25 protein-coding genes are annotated in these 25,199 nt (G+C 48.6%); 7 read left to right on the top strand and 18 right to left on the bottom strand.

The features are described from left to right. Positions 1-7: 7 nt before the first annotated feature. Positions 8-2,557, bottom strand: coding sequence for an ABC transporter permease (locus tag ACN0R8_RS10460; protein ID WP_417597144.1), 2,550 nt, complete (start codon positions 2,555-2,557; stop codon positions 8-10). A gap of 1 nt (position 2,558) precedes the next feature. Then, positions 2,559-3,305, bottom strand: a complete 747-nt coding sequence (locus ACN0R8_RS10455) for an ABC transporter ATP-binding protein (protein ID WP_417597142.1) — start codon at positions 3,303-3,305, stop codon at positions 2,559-2,561. Here ACN0R8_RS10455 and ACN0R8_RS10450 point away from each other — a divergent pair. Further along, a complete protein-coding gene (locus ACN0R8_RS10450) occupies positions 3,304-4,017 on the top strand; it encodes an arylesterase (protein ID WP_417597138.1) in 714 nt (237 codons plus the stop codon). The genes ACN0R8_RS10455 and ACN0R8_RS10450 overlap by 2 nt on opposite strands. Positions 4,018-4,099: 82 nt before the next feature. Here ACN0R8_RS10450 and ACN0R8_RS10445 read toward each other — a convergent pair whose 3' ends face one another. Together ACN0R8_RS10445 and ACN0R8_RS10440 are read right to left on the bottom strand one after the other, a co-directional pair. Continuing rightward, positions 4,100-4,345 (bottom strand): DUF1653 domain-containing protein, encoded by a 246-nt coding sequence (locus tag ACN0R8_RS10445; RefSeq protein ID WP_417597136.1) that lies wholly within the window; start codon positions 4,343-4,345, stop codon positions 4,100-4,102. Positions 4,346-4,382: 37 nt separating this feature from the next. Then, positions 4,383-5,309 carry a DMT family transporter gene (locus ACN0R8_RS10440; protein ID WP_417597134.1) on the bottom strand — a complete coding sequence of 309 codons (927 nt, stop codon included), beginning with the start codon at positions 5,307-5,309 and terminating at the stop codon, positions 4,383-4,385. Between the two features lie 164 nt (positions 5,310-5,473). On the opposite strand from ACN0R8_RS10440, the gene ACN0R8_RS10435 reads away from it, so the two are divergent. After that, positions 5,474-5,992, top strand: coding sequence for a HugZ family protein (locus tag ACN0R8_RS10435; RefSeq protein WP_417597132.1), 519 nt, complete (start codon positions 5,474-5,476; stop codon positions 5,990-5,992). On the opposite strand, the gene ACN0R8_RS10430 is transcribed toward ACN0R8_RS10435, so the two are convergent. From ACN0R8_RS10430 to ACN0R8_RS10420, 3 genes are all read right to left on the bottom strand, one after another. Next, positions 5,989-6,300 (bottom strand): SelT/SelW/SelH family protein, encoded by a 312-nt coding sequence (locus ACN0R8_RS10430; RefSeq protein ID WP_417597130.1) that lies wholly within the window; start codon positions 6,298-6,300, stop codon positions 5,989-5,991. The two genes, ACN0R8_RS10435 and ACN0R8_RS10430, sit on opposite strands and share 4 nt — an antisense overlap. A gap of 149 nt (positions 6,301-6,449) precedes the next feature. After that, the gene (locus tag ACN0R8_RS10425; RefSeq protein ID WP_417597128.1) at positions 6,450-7,382 is read right to left on the bottom strand and encodes an exopolyphosphatase; all 933 of its coding nucleotides are present in this window, start codon (positions 7,380-7,382) and stop codon (positions 6,450-6,452) included. A 233-nt stretch (positions 7,383-7,615) separates the two neighbouring features. Continuing rightward, positions 7,616-8,782, bottom strand: coding sequence for an MFS transporter (locus ACN0R8_RS10420; protein WP_417597126.1), 1,167 nt, complete (start codon positions 8,780-8,782; stop codon positions 7,616-7,618). 224 nt (positions 8,783-9,006) lie between these two features. Here ACN0R8_RS10420 and ACN0R8_RS10415 point away from each other — a divergent pair, with 224 nt between their 5' ends. After that, positions 9,007-9,477, top strand: coding sequence for an RrF2 family transcriptional regulator (locus tag ACN0R8_RS10415; RefSeq protein ID WP_417597124.1), 471 nt, complete (start codon positions 9,007-9,009; stop codon positions 9,475-9,477). Between the two features lie 87 nt (positions 9,478-9,564). Here the strand turns inward: ACN0R8_RS10415 and ACN0R8_RS10410 are convergent, their stop codons facing one another. Continuing rightward, the gene (locus ACN0R8_RS10410) at positions 9,565-10,824 is read right to left on the bottom strand and encodes an MgtC/SapB family protein (RefSeq protein WP_417597122.1); all 1,260 of its coding nucleotides are present in this window, start codon (positions 10,822-10,824) and stop codon (positions 9,565-9,567) included. A gap of 281 nt (positions 10,825-11,105) precedes the next feature. On the opposite strand from ACN0R8_RS10410, the gene ACN0R8_RS10405 reads away from it, so the two are divergent. Both ACN0R8_RS10405 and ACN0R8_RS10400 read left to right on the top strand, forming a co-directional pair. Next, entirely contained in the window at positions 11,106-11,918 is an 813-nt protein-coding gene (locus ACN0R8_RS10405) for a hypothetical protein (protein WP_417597120.1), read from the top strand. Between the two features lie 156 nt (positions 11,919-12,074). After that, positions 12,075-12,284 carry a PA3496 family putative envelope integrity protein gene (locus ACN0R8_RS10400; RefSeq protein WP_417597118.1) on the top strand — a complete coding sequence of 70 codons (210 nt, stop codon included), beginning with the start codon at positions 12,075-12,077 and terminating at the stop codon, positions 12,282-12,284. 93 nt (positions 12,285-12,377) lie between these two features. On the opposite strand, the gene ACN0R8_RS10395 is transcribed toward ACN0R8_RS10400, so the two are convergent. The 5 genes from ACN0R8_RS10395 to prfB all read right to left on the bottom strand — a co-directional run bounded on the left by ACN0R8_RS10395 (position 12,378) and on the right by prfB (position 17,451). Beyond that, entirely contained in the window at positions 12,378-13,232 is an 855-nt protein-coding gene (locus ACN0R8_RS10395) for a potassium channel family protein (protein ID WP_417597116.1), read from the bottom strand. 8 nt (positions 13,233-13,240) lie between these two features. After that, positions 13,241-14,131 carry a bile acid:sodium symporter family protein gene (locus ACN0R8_RS10390; RefSeq protein WP_417597114.1) on the bottom strand — a complete coding sequence of 297 codons (891 nt, stop codon included), beginning with the start codon at positions 14,129-14,131 and terminating at the stop codon, positions 13,241-13,243. 32 nt (positions 14,132-14,163) lie between these two features. Continuing rightward, entirely contained in the window at positions 14,164-14,532 is a 369-nt protein-coding gene (locus ACN0R8_RS10385; RefSeq protein WP_417597112.1) for a hypothetical protein, read from the bottom strand. A gap of 201 nt (positions 14,533-14,733) precedes the next feature. After that, complete coding sequence (lysS, locus tag ACN0R8_RS10380; protein WP_417597110.1) at positions 14,734-16,260, bottom strand: lysine--tRNA ligase; 1,527 nt, start codon at positions 16,258-16,260, stop codon at positions 14,734-14,736. 92 nt (positions 16,261-16,352) lie between these two features. Beyond that, positions 16,353-17,451 (bottom strand): peptide chain release factor 2 gene (gene prfB, locus ACN0R8_RS10375; protein ID WP_417597107.1). Its coding sequence is split into 2 segments (ribosomal slippage): positions 16,353-17,375 and positions 17,377-17,451, totalling 1,098 coding nucleotides; the frame shifts between segments, so codons are not numbered across the junction. Positions 17,452-17,796: 345 nt separating this feature from the next. Between prfB and ACN0R8_RS10370 the strand changes: the two genes are divergently transcribed. After that, complete coding sequence (locus ACN0R8_RS10370) at positions 17,797-18,618, top strand: hypothetical protein (RefSeq protein ID WP_417597105.1); 822 nt, start codon at positions 17,797-17,799, stop codon at positions 18,616-18,618. Positions 18,619-18,651: 33 nt separating this feature from the next. Beyond that, positions 18,652-19,125, top strand: a complete 474-nt coding sequence (locus tag ACN0R8_RS10365) for a FliG C-terminal domain-containing protein (RefSeq protein WP_417597103.1) — start codon at positions 18,652-18,654, stop codon at positions 19,123-19,125. A gap of 126 nt (positions 19,126-19,251) precedes the next feature. Here ACN0R8_RS10365 and der read toward each other — a convergent pair whose 3' ends face one another. The 5 genes from der to ispG form a co-directional block, all read right to left on the bottom strand. Further along, positions 19,252-20,673, bottom strand: coding sequence for a ribosome biogenesis GTPase Der (gene der / locus ACN0R8_RS10360; RefSeq protein WP_417597101.1), 1,422 nt, complete (start codon positions 20,671-20,673; stop codon positions 19,252-19,254). A 101-nt stretch (positions 20,674-20,774) separates the two neighbouring features. Then, positions 20,775-21,917 (bottom strand): outer membrane protein assembly factor BamB, encoded by a 1,143-nt coding sequence (bamB, locus tag ACN0R8_RS10355; RefSeq protein WP_417597099.1) that lies wholly within the window; start codon positions 21,915-21,917, stop codon positions 20,775-20,777. Position 21,918: 1 nt separating this feature from the next. After that, on the bottom strand, positions 21,919-22,563 hold the full coding sequence (locus tag ACN0R8_RS10350) for a YfgM family protein (RefSeq protein ID WP_417597097.1): 645 nt from the start codon (positions 22,561-22,563) through the stop codon (positions 21,919-21,921). Between the two features lie 84 nt (positions 22,564-22,647). After that, positions 22,648-23,925: a histidine--tRNA ligase gene (gene hisS / locus ACN0R8_RS10345; protein WP_417597095.1), complete on the bottom strand. Its 1,278-nt coding sequence runs from the start codon at positions 23,923-23,925 to the stop codon at positions 22,648-22,650. Positions 23,926-24,086: 161 nt separating this feature from the next. After that, complete coding sequence (gene ispG, locus ACN0R8_RS10340; protein WP_417597093.1) at positions 24,087-25,196, bottom strand: flavodoxin-dependent (E)-4-hydroxy-3-methylbut-2-enyl-diphosphate synthase; 1,110 nt, start codon at positions 25,194-25,196, stop codon at positions 24,087-24,089. Positions 25,197-25,199: the final 3 nt, after the last annotated feature.

The raw sequence follows: 25,199 nt of genomic DNA, 5'->3' as shown, positions 1-25,199 counted from the left end.
AAGTCTGTTATCCGGCACGTAAGACCTGAAGCGGCGGCTGCCTGACGACAAATCGCGTCCCCCAAAGGCCTGCCAAGGTAATAATGACCGCACCGGACAACGGTAGAACCAGCCAATGAGTAAAGCTTAGGCTATAGTCCAAGTCAAACAGGTTCAGATACAGCAGATACGCCGTCAACTCAGACCCCATCAGCGCCAGCAAACCGGCAACAACCCCCAGCAACACAAACTCATAACGCTGGATACTTCGAATCATGGCACCGGAAGCACCCAGAGTTCGGTAGAGTGCCCCCTCACGCAGGCGTTCGTCCAGGCTGTTTTTTACAGCCGCCAAAAGTAGCACTAATCCACTAAGTAAAGTGAACCCCAGCATGACTTCAATAGCCAATGTGACCTGAACCAGAATCTGACGTACCTGAGCCAGAATCTGACTGATATCCAGCAAGGAAACCGCCGGAAACGCCTTAACCAGATCAGGTACAATACGCCGCTGCTCATCCGAGAGAAAGAAGCTGGCCAGCAATGTCTGGGGCATGTTTTCCAACACACCGGGGGGCGCAATCACATAAAAATTAGGCTGGAAATTATCCCAGTTTACCTGACGAATATTGGTCACTTCGCCGGTTACTATCTGCCCGGCAAGATCAAAGCTCAGCGTGTCGCCCAAGCCCAGATTCAGACGCTCAGCCATACCGGCTTCCAGTGACAGAGGAATAATAGCTCCGGGCTGTGCCGTAAAGTCATCACGCCACCAGCGACCAGAGATAATCTGATTATCCTCCGGCAGATCAGAGCGCCAGGTCAGGTTCAGCTCACGGTGCAATGCATTATCTTCTTTCGCATTATCAGGCACAGCATCACGGGCTGGCTGGCCGTTAATTCCTGATAGTCGCCCCCGAACAATCGGGTACAGCGGCGAGCGCTTGACCGCAGCCTGATCTAGCCTTGCTGCAAAATCCTGACGCTCAAAAGGTTGAATATTAATTGCAAAATAGTTCGGTGCCGTTTGCGGCAGCTGCTGCTGCCAGCTGGCCAACAGGTCATTACGGATTAAAGCGACCAGGGCAACAACCATCAGTACCAAACCAAAAGCCATTACCTGAGGTAATGCTGTCTGTTTATGGCTATAGAGGCTGCGCACTGCCAGGCGAGGGCGCATCGGCAGTTTAGGGCCAACCAGCTTCAGCAAGCGGAACAAGCCTAACGTCAGCACCGCCGACAATCCCATTACAGCCACTAACCCCAAAGTCAGCCATAGCGTCAGCCGGGCATCAGCACTATACCAATAGATCATCACCACCAGAGCGAACAGCGCCAAACCATAAACCATCACAGTGGATGGCGAGGCCAGTTCCAGATCCCGCCGGAACACCCTCAGAGGTGACACATTACGCAACTGACGTAACGGTGCGCCTGCAAACCCCATCAACAACAAAATACCGGTACCAACCGACAAACCCCAGGGCTGCCAACCAGCTGGTGGCAAATGAACCGGCAGTAGATCAGCCACCATAGATGTGCCGATCATCTGCAGAATAAAACCAAGCAATGCACCACACAAAGCAGCAGCAATCCCTAACAGCAGTAACAGCCTTAGATAAATACCGCCCATAACCGGAGCGGCAAAGCCAAAACTCGCCATCACGGCCACAGTATCCTGGCGACGGCGGGCAAAACGACCAGCGGCCATTGCAACAGCGACACCCGATAGAATAACCGCTCCGATACTCGCCAGCTGCAGATAACGCTGCGCCCGATCAAGAGCCGAACCAACAGAAGGCCGGTCTTCCCGAATATCTAACAAACGGTGCGAGGGTTTCAACTGAGGTTCAAGCCAGTCTTTAAACGCATCGATGGAGGGCAAATCACCAGCGAACATGTAGCGAAAGCGAACACGGCTACCAGGCTGAACAACACCTGTTTCCGCCACATCAGAAAAGTTAATCAATGAGCGGGGATTCAGGCTCATAAATCCGCCGCTGCGATCCGGCTCTTTATGGATAATGCGAGTAATGGTGAACAGTTTCTGACCAATCTCCACTTCACCACCAATAGCGGCATTCAGCGCCGTCAGCAACCGGCGATCGACCCAAACTTCACCGGAGGCCGGTAGCCTGCCATCGCTGTCCACATAATCTGCTGACACGTCCTGGGATTGTGCCCTGGAATCTTTTTCCAGCTCCAGACCACCTTTTAACGGATAGCCACTTGCAACCGCTTTTACCGCCGATAGCTGGAAACCGTTATCACCGGCCACCATACTGGCAAATTCCAGTGTCGGTACCGCCTGAAGCCCCCGGTCACGGGCCTCCTGTAACCACTGAGCATCAATTTCACGGGGACTACGCAGAACCAGATCACCACCCATTAACTGGGCTGCCTGTTGCTCCATACCCCGTTGCAGACGGTCTGCGATAAAACCAGTAAGCGCCACCGTCATTACAGCCAATAACAATGCAGTAAACAAAAGGTTCAGATCACCGGAGCGCCACTCCCTTGCCAACAGCTTGAAAGCCATCGGCCATCGGGCCACCTTGTGTTTTATACTTTGAGTCATTTCAGGCCTCCCCGGTAACAGCAACAGCTTGCTCTTCGTGCAGCAAGCCATCGCGCAGCGTTAATCTTCGCTGGCAGTGCCGGGCCAGGTTTGCATCATGGGTAACCAGAATCAGAGTTGTCTGATTTTCTTTATTCAAGGTAAACAGCAGATCAATAATCGACTGACCGGTAACACTGTCCAGATTACCGGTAGGCTCGTCTGCAAACAGCACCAAAGGATCACCTGCAAAAGCCCGGGCGATAGCAACCCGCTGCTGCTCTCCCCCCGAGAGCTGGCGAGGATAATGTTTGATGCGCTGCCCCAGCCCAACACGTTCCAACCACTTTTGAGCGATAGCCTGATAGTTTTTTTCTCCGGCCAGCTCCAGCGGTAACATGACATTTTCCAACGCGGTAAGATGCTCAAGCAGCTGAAAGGACTGAAAAACAAACCCCACCTGCTGACGCATCTGAGCCCGCCCCTCTTCACTCAACCCACTCAAAGGTTGGTCGTTAAGCCAGATTTCACCATCCGTCGACTGATCAAGTCCCGCTAACAAACCCAGTAAAGTTGATTTACCCGCACCGGAACTTCCCAGAATAGCCACACTCTCACCAGCATAGATCTGACAGTCAATTCCCTGCAGAATATGCAGTGCCTGACCGTCAGCATCAGTGACCGTTCTGGCAAGCTGTTCAGTCCGTATAACGGATTTTATCTCTGTGTTAGCATTTTTTTCACGACGTTCGGAAGCGGGAGCATTCATGTCGATTCAACATCCTTTCACTGTTTATTGGGCAAGCGTCTGTCAGCGATTCACTAATCGTTCTACGCATAGACTACTGATCAGTTTACTTTCAGTTCTTGCACTACTTTTTTCTGATCTGACTTTAGCCGCTGATAACAATAAGAAAGAGCCTTACGGTGTCATTCTGATCCTGGGTGACAGTATCAGCGCAGGATACGGGCTGCGCCAGGGTGAAGGCTGGGTCAGCTTGCTGGAAAAACGCCTCCAAACGCAGAACTATTCTTATCGGGTTATCAATGCAAGCATCAGTGGCGAAACAACTCAGGGTGGATTGGCGCGCCTACCGGAACTACTCCGACAACACCAACCCGATCTGGTTCTGCTTGAGCTGGGCGGTAATGATGGTTTAAGGGGTCTGCCTCTGCATCTGATGCAAAACAATCTTAGTCGCATGATTGATATAAGCCGTCAGGCCAGTGCACAACCATTACTGCTGGGCATACAGTTACCACCTAATTATGGTCGGCGTTATACCACAGCATTTGCTGCAACCTACCCTCAATTGGCTGAACAGAAAAAAATCCCCGTCGTACCCTTTATTCTGGAGAAAATCGCTATCTACCCCGACCTGATGCAAAGCGATGGTGTCCACCCAAAGGCTGAGGCACAACGACAACTACTGGATAATATCTGGCCTGCTCTTGAAGCTCTGCTAAAACAGCCCAGCTAAGCCACAAACCATCACAGCACACCACTGATTGCCGACAAAATGGCTTATTTCGAGCCATTTCTGTCGCGCACTTCTAAATCTACTATGGTGCGTCAACCCCTGCCATCAGGTTATCTCTGGCTTCAATCAGCTCGAAGCGGGGCTTTATCTCACCAGCAACATCAACCTGCTCACTAAACATACTGACAGGTCGAACCCACAATCCCCGTTCACCATAAAGAGCACGGTAAAGTACCAAGGTTTCCTCGGTTTCACTGTGCCTTACTTCGCCCACCACCAGATATTTTGAGCCCTTATAATGTTGATAAATACCACTCTGAATTGCCATTTCCACTCCGCTTAATGATTGAGCACCCTGCATGTTTTTACGAACTTAACGCTTTGAGAGCTGCTTTCTGTGCTGCCGTTTTATACTGCTGAATAAGTAAACCACTAATAATAAAACCAAGACCTATCAGAGTAGACGGGTAGATCTCTTCTCCCAACAGAAAATAAATCAGAACCAGTGAGATAAAAGGTGCTAAAAAAATCAGATTACTGATTTTGGCCGTTTGCGATATGAGTCGCATCGCCGTTAACCAACAGGCAAACGCCAGCCCCATCTCAAAAATACCAATATACGCTGCCGCTGCAAGACTCTGATAGCTAGGTAGAATCAGTAACCCCTGATAGCTATTAATGAATAGCAAGATAGGTAATGCCATAATAAAGTTCAGCATTAAGCCTACCACTGGCTCCCGCTGATCTTTTGTATTCACAATCCAGTATCCTGCCCAGATAAGTGTACTGAACAGAGCAAGACCAACACCCGGCAGGTGACTGAACTCCAACCCCAAAGGATTACCACGCGTGGCAATGACCAGTACACCACCATAACAAACACAGCCGGCCAGCAGGTCCTGAGCCCTTAGCTTCTGCCCTAAAAAAGGTACTGACAAAAATGCCAGCGTCAGCGCCCAGGAGTAGTTCAAAGCCTGAGCTTCCTGTGCTGGCAACAGGTCATAAGCCGCAAACAGCACCACATAGTAAAGAACAGGATTTAAAGCACCGTATAAAACCGATGCCCGCCACTGAGCAGCGGTCAGCATCCGGATATGGAACCACTTTTTCTGTACCGTCACCGTCAGCATCAGGGTCATAATCGAAAAAATAGCGGCCCATAACAATAACTGTACAGGTGCCAACTCGCGCAGCCCTATCTTAAAAGCAATAGCCACCGTCGACCACATCAGAACAGCAGTCAACGCGAAGATATAAGCACGTTTATCCTGTGCCTGCTGGCTATTAGACATAAAAACTCCTGATAAAAAACCGCCAGAAAACTGACGTTAGCAAAAAGGTAATATTGGGGTAAGCACAGCCAAATGCTATAGTCCGTACCCTGCTTACAATGCTATTGATGGTCTTTCGACTTACGTTTGAACCAACAGAACCTCTAACAACAGCGGAGATTTTAATGGCAACATCAGCATCTAAAAGCGCCCTTACTCTGAGCGATATCCAGGCTGAACAACATGAATTCCGCCAAAGCTGTAAAACACTTGTTCTGGCAACCATGAATAATGAACAGTGGCCTGAAGCGAGCTATGCCCCCTTTATTGAAGATGAGGTGGGCAATCACTATATCTTCGTCAGCGAACTTGCAGCCCACACCCAACACCTTGTTGATAATAAAAAGGTTTCCTGGATGCTCATCACTGATGAGCAAAATACCCGACAATTTTTTGCCCGTCAGCGTTTTACCTGTATTGGTCATGCTGAAGTGATCGTCAGAGACGCTGCAGAATTTGAAGTCAGGCTGGAACAGATGCAAGAGCGCTTTGGGGAAATTATTGATCTGCTGAAAGGTTTAGGAGATTTTCAACTGCTGAAACTGATCCCAAAACGTGCGAGCTATGTGCGTGGCTTCGGACAGGCCTACACTCTCTCGGGTGAAGGCCTTAATCAGATAGAACATCTGAAACGAGAAACCTAGCGCTGCTCTTCATCTGCCCGGGAAACCACAGGTGTATCGGAGTGCCCCAGAGAACGCTCCGGGTCAATTACATCCCTGATGCGCTGCTTAATCTCTTTTGCTTCCGGAAAGCCAGCATCAGCTTTACGCTCCCATAGCAAAATATCATCCAGCCAGATCTCGTAACGACCTCCGGTTGACGGCGCCAATGCCACTTCAGCCAAGTCATCGCTAAAAGTATGCAGAATCTCTTGGGCAATCCAGGCTGCACGCAACATCCAGTTGCATTGTGTGCAGTAAAAGATCGTAATTTTAGCTTTTGTCAGCATAGAAGGGGCTCCACATCAAACAGAGAACACCCGAAGAAACAGGCAGGGCGTAATCATTAATATTATTGTCTGGCTGAAACAACAAACCCCCAGCTCAGAAAACCGGGGGTTTGCGCAACAACCCTGAGGTGGCTCACACAGAAACTGTATTATCCGTCAGCGTTAATTTTATTCACAATCGCTTCCAATGACTCTGCTGCCTTATCATTATCAACCTGGCAGGTACCAGCATTCAGATGACCGCCGCCGCCATACTCCAGACAAAGCTCACCCACATTAGTAGAAGAGCTTCGATCCAGAATTGACTTACCTACAGCAAATACTGTGTTCTGTTGCTTAAGGCCCCACAAAACATGGATCGAAATATTACATTCAGGATACAGGGCATAAATCATAAAACGGTTAGTAGCCCAAATGGTTTCTTCATTACGCAGATCCAGAACCACCAGGTTGCCGTGAACAGTACTGCAGCGTTTAATCTGCTCAACGGCTTTCGCTTCCTGCTCAAAGTAGAGCTCGACGCGCTCCTTAACATCTTCAAGCTTCAGAATGTCATCAATTGTGTGATTTGCACAATAGTCAATCAGCTGCATCATCAACTGATAGTTTGAGATCCGAAACTCACGGAAACGCCCTAAACCAGTACGGGCATCCATCAGGAAGTTCATCAGAACCCAACCTTCAGGCTTTAGAATCTCTTCACGACTGAACTGAGCAGAATCGCCTTTATCTACCGCCTCCATCATATCATTCCAGGAAGCCGGGAATTTATCAGCGCCACCATAGTAATCATAAACAACACGGGCCGCCGATGGAGCATCAGGGTCGATAATATGATTATCAATACTGCTGTCATTACGCAGTGTTTCACTCAGATGATGGTCAAAAGCCAAGTAGCAGCCTTTCACATAGGGCAAGTTGGTGGTGATATCCGAACCTGTAATTTCAATTTTCCCATCCTGCATATCTTTGGGATGCACAAACAAAATATCGTCAATCATATCCAGATGCTTTAGAAGCACCGCACATACCAGACCGTCAAAATCACTGCGCGTAACCAGTCGGAACTTTTGACCAGACATCAGCCTCTCCTGTCTCTTTGTCGGGCACGCTCAAACGGCGCACCTCCCCTGTTTCTGTTCTGAAGCTAAACATATCATTTATCAGCACCTCAGAGAATAAAACGCACTGATTAAAAACAATAGCAGTTCGGATAATACTCATATTAGCGCAAAAGATGGGGCATATTATGACCACAGCCAAAAAAAGCATTCGAGTATACTCAACTGCCCCCATGCCTTGTGCGACCCCACCTCTATTCCGCTTGGCGCCTTGCCAACCAAAAAAGTGAAATCAACATGATAATCAGTAGCGGTATAGGCAGCAGATTAACCCATTGCCACCCCAGGCCGTGGATAACCTGACCGGCGTATAAGGAGGCTACCGCCTGAAGGCCGAAGACAGCAAAATCGTTTACTGCCTGAGCCTTATAACGTTCTTTGTGGTCATAATAGCGCGTCAGTAAAGTTGTCGAACCAACAAATAAAAAGTTCCAGCCAATACCCAGCAACACCAGCGCCCACCAGTAGTGCATCAAACCATGGCCACTCAACGCAACAACACTACACCCCAGTAGTAATACAGTGCCTGCTCCCATAACCCGGGTAACACCCAGTGTACCGATAATCAGCCCCGTCAGAAGGGATGGAAGATACATAGCAGCGACATGACTTTGAATAACGCGTGCAGTGGCTTCCAGTGAGTGGCCATCCATAACATGCATACTGATCGGTGTAGCGGTCATAATAAAACTCATCACCGCATAAGCCGTTACACCACCTAGAACAGCAATAAAGAACCCTGGGCGTCCCAACAAAGTCAACACAGAAGGCTTATGATGCTCATCAGACTCTGCCTGAAAATCCTTCACCGGCTTTATGCTCAACAAAAGTAGTAACGCAAGCGCAATCAGCAAAGCTAAAACAACGAAAGAACCAACAAATTGCTGTTCAAACCAGTGTGCAGCAATCTGAGCAAGCTCGGGGCCAATAAAAGCTGCGATAACACCACCAACCAAAACAAAAGAAATCGCCTTTCCTGCTTGCTCCGGCGATGCACTCTCTGCAGCTGCAAAGCGATACTGCTGGACGAAAGCTAAATGAAAACCAACCAACCCAGTTGCTGTCACAAACAGTGGGAAAGACTGAATACTCAAAGCAAACGCCGCCAGCAAATTAGCCAATACGCCACCTGAAGCCCCTAGAATAAAACCCTTTTTACGCCCTAAACGCTGCATAATCATCGCAGCAGGTATGGTACTAAGGGCTGTGCCAATAACCATAAAGGCAACAGGCAGAGTGGCAAGACGTGGATTTGATGACAAGTCACCGCCAATAAGGCCACCAATAAAGATAACAACCGGGGCTGCAGACATCGCCAGCGATGAAGCTAATGCCAGCAGCAATACGTTACGAAGGTTCACAAAAGCTCCTTTTGCTAATTAAATTAGAATGTTAGCTTGATTTTTTGTTAAATAGGCCTCAATTTGTCGGCAAGTTGTACATAAAAAGCTGCATTTGATTGCAAAGATATACAATGCACTCAGCAATAGCATGTTACGATTGTTTGAATAGCGTGAGTAATCCTGCAGGGACTGGCTGGCAGGTACCACAGGGTTTAATTAAGAACGAAAGGGGACTGTGCATCATGCAACTTACCCGTCAAACAGATTATGCCATCCGGGTTCTTATGTTCCTTGGTGTACAGCAATCTGACGAACTGGTAACAATCAGTGATATCGCGCACCATTTTGAAATCTCGCGCAATCATCTGATGAAGATTGTTCACAAGCTCGGCCAGCTGGGTTACATCCAGACTGTCCGAGGTAAGTATGGCGGCATGCGTATCAATATGGAAGCAGAAGAGGTTTCCATTGGTAGGATGATTCGTGACTTTGAAACATCCCTGGAAATTGTCGACTGCGAAAAGCTCATATGCCCATTAACCGGCTCATGTGATATGAAGCCAATGTTGAAGAAAGCACGCGATGCTTTTCTGGGTGTTGTTGACGAGTACACACTACGTGACTTACTCAAGAATCCGGCGGATATACGTACACTGCTGGGCTTGGATCTGAAAGAAGGCGAACTGCCGGTGCAGGTAATGGCGGCTTCCTGATCTGAGTACAGATAGGTAATATCTGAAAAAGCGCGATAGCAAATTCAAGCTGTCGCGCTTTTTTTCTGCCTAGCCCCGGCAAGCAAATCAGATAATAGCAACGACTCCTCCTAGAATCGCTGCAACCCATAAAGGTATGGCGGCCTGAAGTGTCAGGGCTTTGCCGCCAATTACAGCAGCCATCGCCCCTTTCAGAACCGAATTAACAATCGCGGCGATCACAATACCCAACATGGCAGTATTCAGCATCAGCCCATCCCGACTCATACCCGATAGTGACAGATTGATAGGATCAACATCCGCAATACCACTGGCAGCCGCCAAAATCAGAATTCCTGTATCACCGACATTTTCTTTTAACGCACTGCTAAGCAGCAGAATCAGAGCTAATAGCGCACCAAAGCCTAACGCAGATGCCAGAGACAGAGGTTTCGATGGCGGCGTCACATCATTGGGTACTACTTTATTGCCCTGATAAAGCAGAAACAGAGCCGGAAGATAAACCACAACACTCATCACCAGTACCGGTAACAGCAAATGAGGCACCAACTCCGGATTAATGACTCCTGCAACCAAGAGCACCCGGGGAAACATGGTGCCACAAGCAAATAATATTCCTGCAGCTAATAGCGGAGTTGCTTCTTTCGAGTCCCTTGCCATTCTGGAAAACTGAAGAGTTAACGCCGTAGAAGAAACCAGCCCTGCAAACAGAGCCGTCAGCATAATTCCCTTACGGGCACCAATAATCTTCATGGCAAAATAGCCCACAAAAGAGATACTTGAAATCAGCACGACCATCCACCAGATCTCGTAGGGGTTAAGCGCCAGCCAAGGGCCCATTGCGGCATTCGGTAGGATAGGCAGAACAACCACGGATATTATCAGTAGCTCTAATGCCGCCCAAAGCTCTTTTTTTTCCAGTAACCAAAGCCATCGGTGCAATACGCTTTTCAGACTCAATAACAGAGTCGTCACCACTGTTGCCGCTGACGCTTCTACTGGATACCCCCGCATCACCAACGCACCAAAACTAAAGGCCAGCAATGCAGAGATCAGAGAGGTCAGCGAGACATCATTTCCGGGCTTGCTCTGATGTTGAATATAAGATGCAGTCAAAGCCCCTGTCAGCCCCAGAAAAAAAATCCCCAGAAGATAACCATCGCCACCTTCAGATAACATAGAGCCTACGGCTCCCAAAAGGGCAATCAGGCCATAAGTCCTCAACCCGGCAATACGGGAGCCATCCTGCATCTCACGGGTTCGCCAACCCCGTTCAACCCCAATCAACAACCCTAAAGACAGTGCAACGGCCATTAATCCCATGGAGTGCGTATCACTTATCTGCACAAAAAAAACTCCTGTAGCTCCCACTGAGACCCAGTGAAGGCTATCACCACAAACCCTGAGTATAAAATTGCATACCAGCTTACTAAAGTACGCTATTTCCCACTTAAGTATATTGGCTATTTACAGTAACATACACTGGGTTCAGGCATTACCAAGCGTCATCCGGCTTGCTCTAAATCGTTCTAATGAGATGCAAACACGTTTCAGTTTAAGCAAATATCGGTACAAGGATTTTCTACCGGCATTTCATTGCGTTACATATTCAAGGATTAGTTGGCTTTATGAAAATTCGTACTTTTTTTACCCATTTGGGTGCAGCATTAACACTCAGCTTTAGCTCCCTGGCCCAGGCTGATACCAGCCTGACATATCAGTCCCAGGCCAATCCTGAGCACCGCAGTACTATTCTGGTCAGCGAGAACTTTATTCGCTTTGAAAACCCGATGGCACCTGAGTTTTTTATGCTATTTGATGTTCAGCGACAGCATATGACACTGGTGGACAGCGATAAACGCAGTTATAGCATTCTTGATCGCGAAACTCTGGAAAGCCTCTCCGAGCAGATAGAGGTGACCCGCCGTGCCATAATGGCAGAATTGAAAGCGGGAATGAAAGTTGCCAATGCAGAAGAAAAAGAGCAAATGGCAATGATTCTGGAGCAGATTCAACAGCTGGCTCAGGCACCTAAAAAACAGCTTGTTGAATATCAGCCCATGAATAAAGAGCAAGAGATTAACGGCTATACCTGTCAAATGATCGAAGCTTTGGTGAATGGTGAGACTCAGGCTAGGTTATGTGTTACTAAATCGTCAGATGTTGGCATCCCTGACAGCGCCATGAACACGCTTGAGTCCTTTCATAATTTTTCCAGCGGCGTACACCAGCAGCTCAACCCTGGCGATACCACCGAGCTGCTTTTTGTGATGAATAGCAAAAACCAGCTGCCAGTCTCTATTGAGCGCACTTATCCCATCAGTGCTGCAGACGAATACCGGCTCACGGATGTACAAACCTTAACTATTCCGGCATCAGCCTTTAAGGTTCCTGAAGCTTTTGAAGCGAAAGATATCGAAGATGCCTTTATTGTGGAATAACACTTTTATTGTGGTGTAGTACTTTTATTATGAAGTAGTACTTTCACAGCAGGAATTCAGCTTTTTTATCCCGGCTTTAATTTTTTCTTTACCAGAAATAATTTTCCGTCTATATAAGCATGGAAAATCAACCTTTTTTTCTGGAGAGACTTATCAATGGGCCGTGAAGACGTATCCTTTGATGATACCGATGATATTTTTGATGACACTGACGATGCTATTTTAAAGGATGATGAAGAAAGGGAACTCAGTAAGCATGCAACGTCGCAAGATAAACGCCGCATCATCGAAGATCGCCTTGAGCAAAAAATGCTACAGCGAAATATTAGTGACTACTACGATTTTGACGATTTAGACGGTGATTAAATATAGATAGAAAGAGATCCCTTTATGGGCCGAACAATCAGGTAAGCACCTGATTGCCTGGGGTTTACCGGTATTAAGCTGTTAAATCCCCGGTTATTTCAATGGCTTTTTCGTGCTCTTTTCACGCTCGTACTCATGCAAAATCTGACGCTGAAACTCCATCATACGACTAATATTTCCCTCAAGGCGCTCCAACCGGACTTCTACACGATCAATCCTGCCCAGTAGCTCCGACTCCTTATCGGTAACCTCTTCCTCTTCTCTGGACAGAAAGTAGACGGAAAAGCTAGCTGTCAGTAAAGAGAAAAGGCCAATTCCCAGAAGAATCAGAAATGCTCCCACCAACTTGCCCGCTGGACTGATGGGTACAATATCGCCATATCCCACTGTTGTGATCGTCACTAAAGCCCACCAGATACCATTCCAGGGAGTATCAATAGCAGGATCAATAATTGAGATCAGGGTTCCGGAAAGGCCAACAAAAACCGCACTGACCAAAAGCGTTGTACCCAGGTTGTTACGAGCCAATATAGCATGGACTGTTGACCCCATAGGCATCAGCAAAGACAAGATCAGGACAATCCTCAGCATTCTGAGAACACTGATCATAGAGCTGTCTCCCCAAAGAATGGGCAGCCCCAGTACCAAAATGACCAGGTTCATCCAGTTTGTTCTCAGATAGCGTAACTTACGGTCTGCTAAAAGAGTTAATAGCGTTGTCTCTGCTAAAAAAAACAACCAGATGATAATGTCGCTGATATGATGAAGACGTGGGTTGATCTCTTCCGTCAGGCTTAAGTACCAAGTGATCAGCATCCACAAAGCAAGAAATAACATCGGCCATTCTAGCCATTGCGCCCAGCGTTTTGCCTTCTTATTTTCATCTCCGGCAATACCTGCCAGCCCCAGCCAACGGCCAAGTGAGGATGAAGACTTCAAAGCAGTCATCGCACTAGCTACCCTTGCTCCGCTGCAGTCTGGGAGGCACTCAGTATTCTTTTACCCCACCAAAGACCAAATAACATACTCGGGCCCCACATGAGGATTCCGTAGATCACCGGCGGCACAGACATCAGACTGCTACCCAGAATCCCCCCTGTAACCAACAGGGCCGTCCCTCCATTCTGAACACCCACTTCAATACCAATCGTCAGCTGCTGAGGTGCATTCAAGCCATTAACCCGGGCAAACAGATAACCTAAACAAAGTGCCAAACTATTGAGGGCAATCACAGGCCAACCGACAGCCGCCAGAAAATCCGGCATCTGAGTCCAGTGTTTTGTCACAATTCCGATAATAACCATCGCCAGAAAACTGATAGAAAGCGGCTTGACCACCTTCGCTAGTTTTTGGCTCAATTCAGGCTTTTTAGCATGCAGCCACATGCCAATGGAAACAGGTACAACCGTAATAACAAACAGGCGCAGCATAGTTTGAGCAATCGGTAGCTCAATGGACTGAGACGAGCCCAACCAGTAATCCAAGGTCAGCTGGGTCAGCAGCGGCATCGTAAAGGGGGTAATAACTGAGGCAAAAGCGGTAAGGGTAATCGAAAGGGCGACATCTCCCTGGCTCAGGAAGGTCATCATATTGGACGTTGCCCCGCCCGGCGCAAAAGAAAGCACCATCAGACCCACCGCCAGTTCCGGCGGTAGCTGGAACAGAGTCACCACACCAAAAGCAAGCAGAGGTACAAACAGCATCTGACCTGTTAAGCCTGTCAGTACCGCACGAGGAAAGGTAAAAACACGGCCAAAATCAGCAGACCGTAACGTCATTCCCATCCCAAGCATGATAATAAAAAGAGCTGCTGGCAGAACCACCCCTAACAGTATTCCGTTGGACATGGTTTTAGCTCCCTCTAATATCTATGCTGGTCTTAACCCGCAGTATCTTCCAGGTCATCAATACTGGCGGACTTCAGCCCGTTTTCATAGTCCAGATCAAACACCATGACAGCCGGTGATAGATCAATAAACTTCTCAAACAGTTCCACTGTCAGCTCTGGCCATGAGGATTCATCATCCTCCCAGGATTTCAGTTCATTCTCCAGAATATTCAGCCAAAATTCCTGAGTCATCTCACGCAGCTGCTCTTCATCCTCAATCTCAGGAATCAGGTAAACCGTTGCTTCTTCGTTAACATCTGACAGCGTCAGAGGCTCACTGCCATCATCAAGATTGTTAATCCAATCAACAAACTCCTGAGTCAGTTTTACAGTCATTGCAGAACGATTCAGCATTTTCATTGTGTATCTCCAGACAGTTCATACGAACCTGAAAAAAATCATTCAGCCGCACTTAGCTAAAATAAGCGGGCTCAAAATAAACCGAAAGTTACTTATCTTTCCGGTAACGCCCCGACCTTCCAGGGATAAATAAAATAAGAAATAGATAAAAAAAGAGATAGATAAAACCCCGGCAACCAGAGAAGATACCGGGGTTAGGAATTACTTAGAATCCGCTTCTGGTCTCATATGCGGGAACAGAAGTACATCACGGATCGACGGCGCATTGGTGAACAGCATCACCAGACGGTCGATACCGATACCTTCACCGGCCGTTGGTGGCAGACCATACTCCAATGCCCGGATATAATCCTGATCATAATACATCGCTTCATCATCACCGGCATCTTTCTCAGCAACCTGCTGTTCAAAACGCTCAGCCTGATCTTCCGCATCATTAAGCTCCGAAAAGCCGTTGGCAATCTCACGACCACCAACAAAGAACTCAAAACGATCCGTCACAAATGCGTTATGGTCGCTACGGCGCGCCAGAGGAGAAACCTCAGCCGGGTATTCTGTAATGAAGGTCGGCTGCATCAGCTTGTGTTCAGCCACTTCTTCAAAGATCTCGGTGTGCAACTTGCCCAGACCCCAAATCGGTTTAACCTCGATCTTCAGAGACCCTGCAACCTGCTTGGCAGACTCCAGATCCTGCAGGCTTTCTTCGCTGATCTGAGGGGCATGCTTCAGGATCGCTTCGATCATGGTCATGCGCTCAAACGGCTTACCGAAGTCGTAGGTATCTTCCTGATACTGAACCACAGTATCACCCAGTACATCCTGAGCGATGGTGCGCAGCATATCTTCGGTCAGATCCATCAAGTCCTTATAGTCCGCATATGCTTCATAGAACTCCAGCATAGTGAACTCAGGATTATGACGGGTTGAAAGACCTTCGTTACGGAAGTTACGGTTGATCTCAAAAACTTTTTCAAAGCCACCAACAACCAGTCGCTTCAGGTACAACTCTGGTGCGATACGCAGGAACATATCACGATCCAGTGCATTGTGATGGGTTATAAACGGACGTGCCGTTGCACCACCCGGAATCACCTGCAGCATCGGAGTTTCTGCTTCCATATAGCCACGCTGACTCAGGTAGTTACGGATACCACTAACCACTTTAGCGCGAATCTCAAACGCCTTGCGGGATTCCTGATTCATAATCAGATCAACATAACGCTGACGGTAGCGCATCTCCTGATCGGTCAGACCGTGGAACTTATCCGGCAGCGGACGCAGAGACTTAGTCAGCAACTCACACTTTTCAATGTAAACATACAGATCACCTTTACCGGACTTATGAACCGGGCCGGATGCACCCACGATGTCACCAAAGTCCCAGCTCTTGATATCCGCACGAACCTCTTCCGGCAGATTCTTCTTATCCACATACAGCTGAATCTGGCTGCTCATATCCTGAATGACGATAAAAGGCCCACGCATACGCATAATACGACCGGCAACAGACGCCTTACGGTCCAGCTCTTCAAGCTCCCCCTTGTCCTTATCCCCCAGCTCAGCCTGTAGTTCAGATGCCAAAGCATCACGGCGAAAGGTATTCGGGAAGGCGTTGCCTTTTTCGCGACGCTCAGCCAGTTTGGCACGACGCTCTGCGATCAGCTTATTTTCTTCAGCTGCCGCTGCCGCGCTATCTAAGGGAGTGTCTTGCTGCTGTTCTGTAGCCATGGGTCTTTATCATCCAAAACATAGGTCAATCGAATTATGCAGCACCGGCAGAGCGGTGCTCTCATCTTTTGCGGCAAAGGCTGTAACCTGTGTTACAGCCCCTGCTTCAGGCTCGCTTCGATAAAGCGATCCAGGTCACCATCAAGAACGGCCTGAGTATTACGGTTTTCAACACCAGTACGCAGATCCTTAATGCGGGAGTCATCCAATACATAGGAGCGAATCTGACTACCCCAGCCAATATCAGACTTGGTATCTTCCAGAGCCTGCTTCTCAGCATTGCGCTTCTGCATCTCAAGCTCATACAGTTTTGCCTTCAGCTGCTTCATCGCACGGTCTTTGTTCGCATGCTGTGAGCGTTCAGTCTGACAGGACACCACGACATTGGTTGGCTCATGGGTAATACGTACCGCAGAATCCGTGGTGTTAACATGCTGACCACCAGCACCGGAGGAGCGGTAGGTATCGATACGCAAATCCGCCGGATTGATATCGACTTCAAAACTGTCATCAATTTCAGGCGCCACAAACACTGAAGAGAAAGAGGTATGACGGCGACCACCGGAATCAAACGGTGATTTACGTACCAGACGATGCACACCAGTTTCCGTACGCAACCAACCATAAGCGTATTCACCTTCAAAGCGCACCGTCGCACTCTTAATACCTGCAACTTCACCGGCGGACACTTCAATCAGCTCAGTTTTAAAACCATGGGCATCACCCCAACGCAGGAACATACGCAGCATCATATTGGCCCAGTCCTGGGCCTCAGTACCACCTGAACCGGACTGGATATCCAGATATGCGTTGCTTTCATCCATCTCACCGGAGAACATCCGGCGGAACTCTAATTTTTCGAGCTGAGCTTTCAGGTCATCCAGCTCACTCTGGACCTCTTCTGCGGTAGCTTCATCATCTTCTTCAACCGCCATATCCAGCAAGTCACGGGCATCCACAAGCCCTGTATCCAGATTATCGATCGTCTCGACCACCAATTCCAGACCTGCTCGCTCTTTACCCAAAGCCTGAGCCCGCTCCGGCTCATTCCAGACTTCTGGCTGCTCCAGCTCGCGGTTTACCTCTTCTAAACGGTCTTTCTTCTCAGCGTAGTCAAAGATACCCCCTAAGAACATCTGTCCGCTCAGACAGGTCCTTAATGAGGTTATTGATCGGGTTGACTTCTAACATAGTACTTAAAATCCGCAAATAGATACGCGCAGTGAAACAGGGCGCGTTGAAAACTGTGTGTTAAAAAACAAGGGCGTAATTCTAACGAATCCCCCTCTGACCTACCAGTAATACCCTCCCTGAACACACAGGCACTTGTAAATCCCCAATATTCGCCATTAATTCGCGGCCGGTAAAACGAATAAAACACCCACACAGCACAGAACATCGTTACGAAAAGTGCAGAAATGATAAGATGCCCTTAAGATGAAGAGATTAGCAGGTGCATATCTGGCCATCTCCATGGCAAAATAAGTCCAACGACTCAGCGGTAGGAAGAAACAGATGCAGATCAAGGTGAAACCTGTGTCCGGACACAGATTAGAGATTCAACTGGCAGAAAGTCAGTTACTCCTCTCGGAAAAATTCTGTCAGGAAATGCGCGACGCCTTGGTGGCCCAGGTTGAACAGTTTGCCCTGCACCCAAAATCGCGCTGGGAGGAGGCTCGTGCCCAGTTTCAAAGACTCCAGCCTGCTTTAGCCCATCTTGAACAGTTCAACGACAACGAGCTTGAGCTGCTTTTACGGGAGTTTGACTTCACCCTCCTTTATCGTGTGGCTCAAAATAAACATATGGACAGCTTGCTGACTAAGCTTGAAGGCGCCTTGGGGCGCAGAGAGATCGACCGTTTGACTCAGAGTGCTGAAAAACTACCTCTGAAACCCCTATGGGAAGTCAACGAGCGAATTCAGGGGTTGATACGTACGATCGAGCGTATGGCCGATGAGGGTGAAATTCGCCCTCCGCGCATGAATATCAAGGACAACGCTGATGCGACGCCTGCAGCACTCCCTTCAAGCACGGATGCGGCCTTTATCCGCCAGCTCCTGAAAAAACTAGACAGTTTTCCTGAAAAAGCCCTGTTCGCAGTCTTTAAGCAAGTTCCGCCCCGTCAGCTGGCTAAACTCTGGTTTATATGCGAAGAGATGTCTGAAACCAGCCTGCTGGCTAAATTTAACAAGTTAGTGCCTGAACCTATGCGGGAAAAACTAAAGCCTGCCAAACCGCAACAGATTACGCCTGCTGATGCACGTAAAACAGCTCAACTGGTCATCGAAGTGGTCAAAGCGCTGCAGAAAAAGAAGGCCGCTGCACCCACAAAAACCTCTGGCCCAATCCTTATTTAATTAAGCTGTACTGGTTTTATCAGGAGTAACCGCATGAGTTTTGAAGTATTCACACTGGGTGAACATCGCTATAAAGTCAGTAAGGATTTCTACTCTGTCCAGCTGGAACTGATCCATGCTATAGAACTGATTTCCAAACTGGATGAACAACTGGGCCTGAATCCGCCCCAGTCACAGGGTGAGCCGAATTTTATCCATCTTGGCCGAAAACTTCTGTCCACACTAACTCATATGGATAGCAAAAGTATGCAAATGCTGATGCATACCGCCTCACGTGATCAATTAGTGGATATTATGCGTACAGTTAAGGGCAGCAAACTGGAAAACCGCCTGATGACTCATACCACCAAACGGAACCGACAGGCAATCCAAACCGATGTACTCTACAACCAACCCATCAAACCGGTAGAAGCCCTACGCGCTTATACTGACTTCTTTGCACTGGTGGAGCGCCTGATTGAAACAGAGCAAATCACTCTGGTTGATCCCGATGGCGAATATTACTAAGTTTAAACCTAAGGCTAAAAATAACCCCTAATACTGGATATCCAATGACTAGGGGTCTCTCGAGAAATACCTTTTCTGACTACCTGCGAACACGTACCTTTTCGTACCGCACGAGCGCGTAAAGTATCAGCGGCGGCTCTTACGTTCGGTACGCGCTTCTTTCGTCAGATTCAACTGGCGATCTTTCGCTTTCTGACGATCATCCTTATCACTGTTATCGTAAGGGTTATGACCTGAGCGGAACTCAAAACGAATCGGCGTCCCTTTAACCTTTAAAACCTTGCGGAAAGTGTTGGTCAGATAACGCTTATAACTTTCAGGGATCGAGTCTGTCTGACTACCGTGTACAACAATAATTGGCGGGTTTTTGCCACCTTGGTGCGCATAACGCAATTTGATACGGCGACCACGAACAATAGGCGGCTGATGCTCCTTAACCACGTCCTCCAGAATTGTAGTCAAGCGATTAGTCTGCCAGTGGCTCATGGCGGATTGAAAGGCATTATTGATCGACTTATACAGGTGCCCAACACCAGTACCGTGCAATGCTGAGATAAAATGAACATCAGCATAGTTCACAAAACCGAGACGACGATCTACATCCTCTTTGATTTTATCTTTTACATCGACGTCCAGACCGTCCCACTTATTCACTGCAATGACCAGGGCCCGTCCACTTTGCAGCACAAAGTCCAGCAAATGTAGATCCTGCTCTACGATCCCGGTACGGGCATCAATAACCATTACAGCAACATTACACTCCCGAACAGCTTCCAATGTCTTAATGATGGAAAATTTTTCAGCTATCTCGGTCACATTTTTACGGCGCCGGATACCTGCTGTATCAATAAGAGTATATTCCTGCCCATCCCTTTCGAACGGGATAGAGATCGCATCCCGTGTTGTTCCCGGCTGGTCGTAAACAACCACCCGTTCCTCACCCAGAATGCGATTAACCAATGTCGATTTACCTACATTCGGGCGACCAATAACCCCAATGCGCACACCTTTATGTTTAAGCTGATCATGCAGCTCATCCTCTTCCTCATTCGGCTCGGGGAAGGGGTCAAGAATATGCTGGATCATTGCCGTGACGTTACGACCATGGGCCGCTGCAATTGCAATCGGACTGCGTTCCATTCCCAGAGCATAAAACTCAGCAACAATTACATCTGGGTCAGCACCATCGGTCTTATTAACGATCAGCCAGGCATCCTTACCCTTTTCCCGTAAGTGCTGCGCGATCATCTGGTCTGCAACGGTTAAACCAGCGCGCCCATCCACCAGAAACAAGACGATATCAGCCTCTTCAATCGCCAGTAAGGACTGACCGGCCATCGCCGAGTCGATACCATTTTCATCGCCACTGATACCGCCTGTATCAATTACAATATAAGGCTTACCGCCGACTTTACCCTCACCATATTTGCGGTCACGGGTCAGGCCAGCAAAGTCAGCAACCAGTGCATCACGGCTACGGGTCAGACGGTTAAACAGTGTTGATTTGCCCACATTAGGGCGGCCCACCAGGGCAATAACAGGATTCATTCAGGTATCTTCAGTTCTTCAACAAGTGTGCCAAGCACACAAAAAATGTCACGCTGCTGCGCTATAAACCACAGCTAGGGAAAGCCCGAAGCTTCCCGTTTTTACTGACGTTCAATCGCCATAAGGCGACCGTTAACCGCTACAGCGTATAATGTTTTTTCTGTGGCAATCAGAGGCTGCTCAATACCGCTGGCATCGGCAGCAATACGCCCAACCACATGCCCTTCTGTCAGGGAGATAAGATGAATATAGCCATCATAATCCCCTACAGCCAGGGTATCTCCCCAGATAACAGGTGCTGTCAGTCTGCGGCCACTCAGCGCATCCTGATTCCAAAGCACACCACCTGTACGCGCGTCCAGTGCGACAATATTGCTGCCTTCATCAACATAGAGAACATTACCAAAGCCCTCTACGGCCGGATAAAAGCTCGAGTCTTTCCGCTCCCAGATACCACGACCACTGGATGGGTCCAGTGCGATCAGGCGCCCCTGGTAACTGGTCACAACCAACATACCCTTACTTGTCAGCAACGGCTGAGCATCAACATCAACCAGACGCTCAATATCGGTACGCCCAGATGGCACCGCCGCCCGAACATCCCAGGCTAGCTGACCATTGCGGTTATCCAGTGCGACAACACGCCCATTTGCGAAACCTGCAAACGTTGCTGAAGGCACAACTAAAGGGGTCGCTGTACCATGAAGGGTCAGCAGAGGCTCTGAGCTTTCATAGCTCCAAAGAATACGTCCCGTAAGCTCATCCAGCGCTGAAACCTTGCCACCGGCGGTCTGAACAACCAGTTGCCGGCTGGCGTGATTCACCTGTGGTGGTGTCATAATCTGCGTAGCGAGGCGAGTACGCCACAATATCTCGCCCCCACTGGCCGAGAGCGCAATGACTTCACCATTCTGGGTGCCAAAATAAAGCTGACCCTGATTATAACTCAGGCCAGAACTGGCTCCCGCATCAAGATCTGCAGCCCAAAGGGGTGTCCCGGTTTCAGCCTTCCAGGCCTTAAGGTTACCCTCACGGTCAATCGCATAAATATTTCCACCAGAAACAACCGGCGGCAACATATAACCCAGCTCACCAGGCCCTTTCCCCGCAAAGTCTTGCCAGACAATATCCAGTTCAACCTGCTCATCAAAATCAGCCAGATCCTTAGGTGGGTACTGAGGCTCAGGCAAACTGCCGCAAGCTGTCAGGAGTAAAGCCAGAACCGGTGTCAGCCAGCGCAACATATCAGGCTCCCAGATCTGCCAGTTTCATATCAATAACCGGGCGTGCAACACCAGATGCATTGAAGGCAGCTTTGGCCTTCTCATAAGCAGTCCGGGCTGCATCTTTGTCGTCCATTTCGGTCAGAATATCGCCTTTCAACTCTTCGGCATTACCCGTGTAAGCATCTGTTTTCAGTGCATTCAGAAGATCCAGGGCTTGCTGGTTTTCACCTTGCTGCCAAAGAACCTGGGCCTGGCGAACACCTGAGATTTCCTTAATCAGCACGCTTTCAGTTTCAGTATTCAGCTTTCTCAATACAGCCGCTGCTGCATCATACTGCTGATCATCAACCAGAATTTTGGCTTCAAAAAGAGCAGCGTAGTCAGCATACAGGGAGCCATCATGTTCTGCCTGCAGAGTAGCCGCCAAATGCTTAGCAGTGGCACGTTCCTCATCTGTCATTTCAGGCTTGTTCATCACATCAATCAATTGCTCATAGGCAGAAGATGCAGCCTCAGCTTTTGACTGCTGATCTGCTTGCCACCATTTCCAGCCACCCACTGCTGCAACGGCCAGAATCAGGCCGGCAATAAGGGATTTCCCATTATCCGCCCACCATCTTTTCATCAATTCAATCTGTTCTTCTTCGGTACGTAGTTCAGACACCGGATATCTCCTGTGACAATGTCATCCTGAAATCAACTCCAAACCCAACGGGTTCAGACTAGGTCGAAAATTATTAGCAGGGAATTACAGCCCGGACCCCTGCAAAAACTCAATCAGACCTGAAAGGCTAACGGTTTCCTGATCCCGGGCTTCACGCATAAACTTAACGGCCACTTCGCCGTTGGCAACCTCACTCTCACCAAGAATCAGAGCAATCACGGCGCCACTCTTATCCGCTTTTTTAATTTGACTCTTAAAACTACCACCACCGCAGTGCATCTGGGTGCGATAACTGGTTTTCTCCCGCAGCATTTCACCCAACAGAAGACCGTGAGTTGCCATGCCTTCTCCAACAGCTGCAATAAAGATCTGTGGCTGGCTGCTGACATAATCCGGGATCACATTCAGAGTCTGCAGCATCAGAATCAGACGCTCGATACCCATGGCAAAACCAACCGCCGGGGTCGCACGACCACCCAGCTGTTCAACCAAACCATCGTAACGACCACCAGCACAGACAGTACCCTGCGAGCCCAGTTCCGTTGTTGTCCATTCAAATACTGTTTTACAGTAGTAATCTAGGCCACGAACCAAGCGCGGATTCAGCTTATATTCAATGCCTGCGGCATTCAGCATGCTACAGAGCTGCTCAAAATGTTCTTTCGATTCCTGATCGATGTAATCATCGAATACAGGCGCGCCATTCAATAACTCCTGGGTGTTTGGATCTTTACTATCCAAAATGCGCATCGGATTGCTTTCCAGGCGACGCTGACTATCATCATCCAGCTCATCTTTACGGGCAGACAGGAACTCAACCAGCGCAGCCCGGTACTCCGAACGGGCTTCTGCAGAACCCAGAGAGTTCAGCTCCAGGGTTACCGAGTCATAGATACCCAGTTCTTTCCACAAGCGGGCACTGAGAATAATCAGCTCAGCGTCAATATCAGGGCCTGCCATACCAAAGGTTTCTACACCGACCTGATGAAACTGACGATAGCGACCTTTTTGCGGACGCTCATGCCTGAACATTGGCCCTTGATACCAAAGGCGTTGTATCTGGTTATACAGCAAGCCATGCTCTTCCCCGGCCCGCACACAACTAGCTGTACCTTCGGGACGAAGTGTCAGACTGTCGCCATTGCGATCATCAAAGGTATACATCTCCTTTTCGACAATATCTGTGACTTCACCAATGGAACGTTTAAACAGAGCCGTTTGCTCAACAATCGGCATACGGATCTCCTGATAGCTATAACGCTTCAGGAGACTCCCGATGGTGGATTCCAGATACTGCCAGATGGCACTTTGCTCCGGCAGAATGTCATTCATCCCACGGATAGCCTGAATTTTCTTAGCCAAAATCGTTTCCTAAATACTGTCTTTTGTCTTTAAAAGGGTCTGGCAACGTGTTGAATCAGATACTACGTCACCAGGATATTAGTTTGCTCTCCCAGAGCACGTCTTTAAGCTGATACCGGAAGAAGCTCAGTACAGAGCTTAAGCGATCATTCAGACGGAAATCAGCTTTTGGCAATCAGCTGCGCCTCGGCCTCTTCTTTAAGACGAGCCTGCTCACGAATCATCTGTTCAAGCTCAGCCGCAAGATTATCATTACCTAATTTCTGAGCAGGTTTACCGTCAATATAAACCAGATTTGGCGAGCCGCCGGTCAGCCCCAGGGACACTTCTTTAGCTTCACCCGGACCATTAACCACACAACCAATCACCGCAACATCAATCGGAGTTCGCACATCTTCCAATCGGGTTTCCAGTTCGTTCATTACGCCAATCACATCAAAGTTCTGGCGGGAACAGCTCGGGCAGGCGATAAAGTTAATACCATTGCTGCGCAGTTTAAGACTTTTCAGAATATCAAAGCCGACTTTAATCTCTTCAACAGGATCTGCCGCCAGCGAAACACGCACCGTATCTCCGATACCATCCATCAGCAGCATCCCCAACCCAACAGAGGACTTAACAGTTCCCGACCGCAAACCACCGGCCTCAGTAATCCCCAGATGCAATGGTTGCTCAATCTGGCTGGCAATTTTACGATATGCGGCCACCGTCATAAAGACATCAGAAGCTTTCAGGCTCAGTTTAAACTCCTGAAAGTTAAGTCGGTCCAGAATATCAATATGGCGCATAGCAGATTCCACCAGAGCATCCGGTGTTGGCTCACCATATTTTTTCTGCAGCTCTTTTTCCAGGGATCCGGCATTGACGCCAATGCGGATTGGAATGCCATGATGACGTGCAGCATCAACCACCTGACGAACACGGTCATCGCTGCCAATATTGCCTGGATTAATTCGTAGGCAATCTACTCCCAGTTCAGCTACTTTTAGCGCAATACGATAGTCAAAATGGATATCCGCCACCAAAGGCAAATTAACCTGCCGACGGATTTTACCGAAGGCCTCTGCTGCCTCCATCGAGGGCACAGAAACACGCACAATATCTGCACCAGCCTCTTCAAGGCGACGAATTTGTCCGACAGTAGCATCTACATCACAGGTTTCTGTGTTCGTCATACTCTGCACGGAGATCGGTGCATCACCACCAACAGGGACATTACCCACCATAATCTGACGGGACTTACGGCGCTTGATCGGGGATTCAAAATGCACGAA

This window comes from Oceanospirillum sp. (assembly GCF_048265165.1).
Taxonomy (GTDB): Bacteria; Pseudomonadota; Gammaproteobacteria; order Pseudomonadales; family Halomonadaceae; genus Oceanospirillum.
This window is presented reverse-complemented; position numbering and strand designations above follow the sequence as displayed.

Excerpts from the sequence above, each read along its gene's own strand:
- ACN0R8_RS10415 (WP_417597124.1), top strand. The coding sequence starts at position 9,007 with ATGCAACTTACCCGTCAAACAGATTATGCCATCCGGGTTCTTATGTTC.
- ACN0R8_RS10440 (WP_417597134.1), bottom strand. The coding sequence starts at position 5,309 with ATGTCTAATAGCCAGCAGGCACAGGATAAACGTGCTTATATCTTCGCG.
- ACN0R8_RS10385 (WP_417597112.1), bottom strand. The coding sequence starts at position 14,532 with ATGAAAATGCTGAATCGTTCTGCAATGACTGTAAAACTGACTCAGGAG.
- ACN0R8_RS10460 (WP_417597144.1), bottom strand. The coding sequence starts at position 2,557 with ATGACTCAAAGTATAAAACACAAGGTGGCCCGATGGCCGATGGCTTTC.
- ACN0R8_RS10445 (WP_417597136.1), bottom strand. The coding sequence starts at position 4,345 with ATGGCAATTCAGAGTGGTATTTATCAACATTATAAGGGCTCAAAATAT.
- ACN0R8_RS10450 (WP_417597138.1), top strand. The coding sequence starts at position 3,304 with ATGTCGATTCAACATCCTTTCACTGTTTATTGGGCAAGCGTCTGTCAG.
- ACN0R8_RS10400 (WP_417597118.1), top strand. The coding sequence starts at position 12,075 with ATGGGCCGTGAAGACGTATCCTTTGATGATACCGATGATATTTTTGAT.
- ACN0R8_RS10405 (WP_417597120.1), top strand. The coding sequence starts at position 11,106 with ATGAAAATTCGTACTTTTTTTACCCATTTGGGTGCAGCATTAACACTC.
- ACN0R8_RS10430 (WP_417597130.1), bottom strand. The coding sequence starts at position 6,300 with ATGCTGACAAAAGCTAAAATTACGATCTTTTACTGCACACAATGCAAC.
- ACN0R8_RS10425 (WP_417597128.1), bottom strand. The coding sequence starts at position 7,382 with ATGTCTGGTCAAAAGTTCCGACTGGTTACGCGCAGTGATTTTGACGGT.
- ACN0R8_RS10435 (WP_417597132.1), top strand. The coding sequence starts at position 5,474 with ATGGCAACATCAGCATCTAAAAGCGCCCTTACTCTGAGCGATATCCAG.
- ACN0R8_RS10390 (WP_417597114.1), bottom strand. The coding sequence starts at position 14,131 with ATGTCCAACGGAATACTGTTAGGGGTGGTTCTGCCAGCAGCTCTTTTT.
- ACN0R8_RS10455 (WP_417597142.1), bottom strand. The coding sequence starts at position 3,305 with ATGAATGCTCCCGCTTCCGAACGTCGTGAAAAAAATGCTAACACAGAG.
- ACN0R8_RS10395 (WP_417597116.1), bottom strand. The coding sequence starts at position 13,232 with ATGACTGCTTTGAAGTCTTCATCCTCACTTGGCCGTTGGCTGGGGCTG.
- der (WP_417597101.1), bottom strand. The coding sequence starts at position 20,673 with ATGAATCCTGTTATTGCCCTGGTGGGCCGCCCTAATGTGGGCAAATCA.
- bamB (WP_417597099.1), bottom strand. The coding sequence starts at position 21,917 with ATGTTGCGCTGGCTGACACCGGTTCTGGCTTTACTCCTGACAGCTTGC.
- ACN0R8_RS10365 (WP_417597103.1), top strand. The coding sequence starts at position 18,652 with ATGAGTTTTGAAGTATTCACACTGGGTGAACATCGCTATAAAGTCAGT.
- lysS (WP_417597110.1), bottom strand. The coding sequence starts at position 16,260 with ATGGCTACAGAACAGCAGCAAGACACTCCCTTAGATAGCGCGGCAGCG.